The sequence below is a fragment of the Thioalkalivibrio sp. genome, assembly GCF_041690275.1.
In the GTDB taxonomy this organism is placed as follows: Bacteria; Pseudomonadota; Gammaproteobacteria; order Ectothiorhodospirales; family Ectothiorhodospiraceae; genus Thioalkalivibrio.
In genome coordinates this window covers 2132-4524 of record NZ_JAWLHP010000112.1, presented here as the reverse complement: position 1 = coordinate 4524, position 2393 = coordinate 2132, and the positions used below count along the sequence as shown (strand labels likewise).

At 71.9% G+C, this 2393-nt stretch carries 2 protein-coding genes and 1 pseudogene; all 3 read left to right on the top strand.

The features are described from left to right. Positions 1-324, top strand: a pseudogene (gene glyA / locus ACESMN_RS13430) (serine hydroxymethyltransferase); the annotation flags it as partial. Between the two features lie 9 nt (positions 325-333). Beyond that, entirely contained in the window at positions 334-870 is a 537-nt protein-coding gene (gene nrdR / locus ACESMN_RS13425) for a transcriptional regulator NrdR (protein ID WP_373054113.1), read from the top strand. Between the two features lie 14 nt (positions 871-884). After that, positions 885-2027: a bifunctional diaminohydroxyphosphoribosylaminopyrimidine deaminase/5-amino-6-(5-phosphoribosylamino)uracil reductase RibD gene (ribD, locus tag ACESMN_RS13420; RefSeq protein ID WP_373054114.1), complete on the top strand. Its 1143-nt coding sequence runs from the start codon at positions 885-887 to the stop codon at positions 2025-2027. The last annotated feature ends 366 nt before the right edge of the window (positions 2028-2393 follow it).

Below are 2393 nucleotides of genomic sequence, written 5' to 3'. Positions count from 1 at the left end.
ACCGACAACCACCTCTTCCTGCTGAGCCTGATCGACAAGGGCCTCACCGGCAAGGCCGCCGATGCGGCACTGGGCGCCGCCAACATCACCGTGAACAAGAACGCCGTCCCCAACGACCCGCAGTCCCCCTTCGTGACCAGCGGCATCCGCATCGGCACCCCGGCGGTGACCACCCGCGGCTTCGGCGAGACCGAGTGCAGGGATCTCGCGAACTGGATCGCGGATGTCCTCGACGATCACGAGAACCCCACCGTGATCGAGACCGTGCGCCACAAGGTGCTCGATGTCTGCGCGCGGTTCCCGGTCTACGGCTCCGGCGAATAGGACCGCGCGATGCGCTGCCCGGCCTGCGGCGCCGACGACACCCGGGTGGTCGACTCGCGCGTCGCCGGACCGGAGCAGGACCAGATCCGGCGCCGCCGCGAGTGCCAGGCCTGCGGCGCCCGCTTCACCACCTTCGAGCGCGCGGAGTTCAGCATGCCGCGGGTGGTCAAGCGCAGCGGCGAGCGGGTGGCCTTCGACGAGGAGAAGCTACGCGGCGGACTGCGCCTGGCGCTGCACAAGCGGCCGGTGCGCACCGACGAGGTCGAGGCCGCGATCGACCGCATCAAGCGGCGGCTGGCGGCCTACGGGCAGCGCGAGATCCGCGCCGACCGCATCGGCGAGTGGGTGATGGAGGAGTTGCGCGGGCTGGACCAGGTCGCCTACATCCGCTTCGCCTCGATCTACCTCAGCTTCGCGAACGTGCAGTCCTTCCGCGATGCGATCGAGCGGCTGGAGCAGGACCTGTCCCCGGAGATGCGCCGTTCCCAGCTGCGCCTGATCGCCGAGGAGGACGAGAGTGCGGCTCCCCCGGAGTCGGGGTCGTGAACGACCATGGCTGCATGGGGCGGGCGCTGCAGCTCGCCGAGCTGGGCCTGTACACCACCGATCCCAATCCCCGGGTCGGCAGCGTCGTGGTGCGGGACGGCAGGATCGTCGGCGAGGGGGCCCACTGGCGGGCCGGCGAACCGCATGCCGAGATCCACGCGCTGCGAGCGGCGGGCGATCTCGCCCGGGGCGCCACCGTCTACATCACCCTGGAGCCCTGCGCCCATCATGGCCGCACGCCGCCCTGCGCCGACGCGCTGGTTGCCGCGGGGGTCGGGCGGGTGGTGGTCGCGATGCAGGACCCGAATCCGCTGGTCTCCGGCCGGGGGCTGGAGCGCCTGCGTGCCGAGGGCATCGCGGTCGAGAACGGGGTGCTGGAGTTCGAGGCCCGGGCGCTCAATCCCGGCTTCGTGCGCCGCATGGAGACAGGTCGCCCCTGGGTTCGGGTGAAGCTCGCCTCCAGCCTCGACGGCCGGACCGCAATGGCCTCCGGCGAGTCCAAGTGGATCACCGGTCCCGCGGCGCGGCGCGACGTGCAACACTGGCGCGCGCGGGCCGGCGCCATCCTGACCGGCAGCGGCACGGTGCTCGCCGACGACCCGCACATGACCGTGCGCCTGTCGCCCGCGGAACTGGTCTCGGACAGCGGTATCGATCCGGACCGCTACCCGGAGCTGCAGGCGGTCCCCGTGCGTCAGCCGCTGCGGGTGGTGGTGGACTCGCAGCTGCAGATGCCGCTGCGGGCGCGGATGCTCGACGAGGGGACGGTCCTGGTGCTGACCGGCGCCGCCCGCAAGGACTCCGACAAGGCCGGGGAGCTCCGCGCCCGCGGTGCCGAGGTGCTCGGCATGCCGGCGCTGGAAGAGGGCAGGCTGGAGCTGTCGCCGGTCCTGGACCTGCTCGGCGAACGCGGGGTGAACGAGCTGCACGTGGAGGCGGGTTCCGGACTGGCTGGCGCGCTTGCCCGGCACGGCCTGGTCGACGAGTGGCTGTTCTACCTCGCCCCCTGCCTGATGGGCTCCGGCGCCCGGCCCCTGCTGGACTGGCCCCTGCAGCAGATGGCGGAGCGTCCCGAACTCGACGTCTTCGCCTGCGACTGGGTCGGGGACGCCCTGCGACTGCGCGCCCACCCGCTCCCCACGGGCACGTCCCCGTAGGGTGGGCAAAACGAAGTGTGCCCACCCTTGACCCCCCGCACCCCCGCTGACCATGAAAGCTCGCTCCCCGCCTGCGGAGGGAGGGTTGGGGGATGGTGGGCGCGGCGTCGGACCCGGCCCCGTTACGCCGGGCGTCCTCCCCTGCGCCGTTCGGGCTCGCCTGCGGCGGTTCGAAATCCGCTCCGGGCGGATTTGTCCCGCAAGCGGGAGAGGGGAGAAGACGCGATTGTCAGGTTAACGAAGGGTGCTCACGATGGACCATCGGGGCGGGAAGTGGTGGGCCCGCTGCGCTTGGCCCACCCTACACCGGGTTGAAATGGGGCGTGGTGGGCCCGCTGGGCTTGGCCCACCCTACACCGGGTTGAA

Bases quoted from the DNA above. Each gene is read 5' to 3' on its own strand.
- nrdR (WP_373054113.1), top strand. From the start codon at position 334: ATGCGCTGCCCGGCCTGCGGCGCCGACGACACCCGGGTGGTCGACTCG.
- ribD (WP_373054114.1), top strand. From the start codon at position 885: ATGGGGCGGGCGCTGCAGCTCGCCGAGCTGGGCCTGTACACCACCGAT.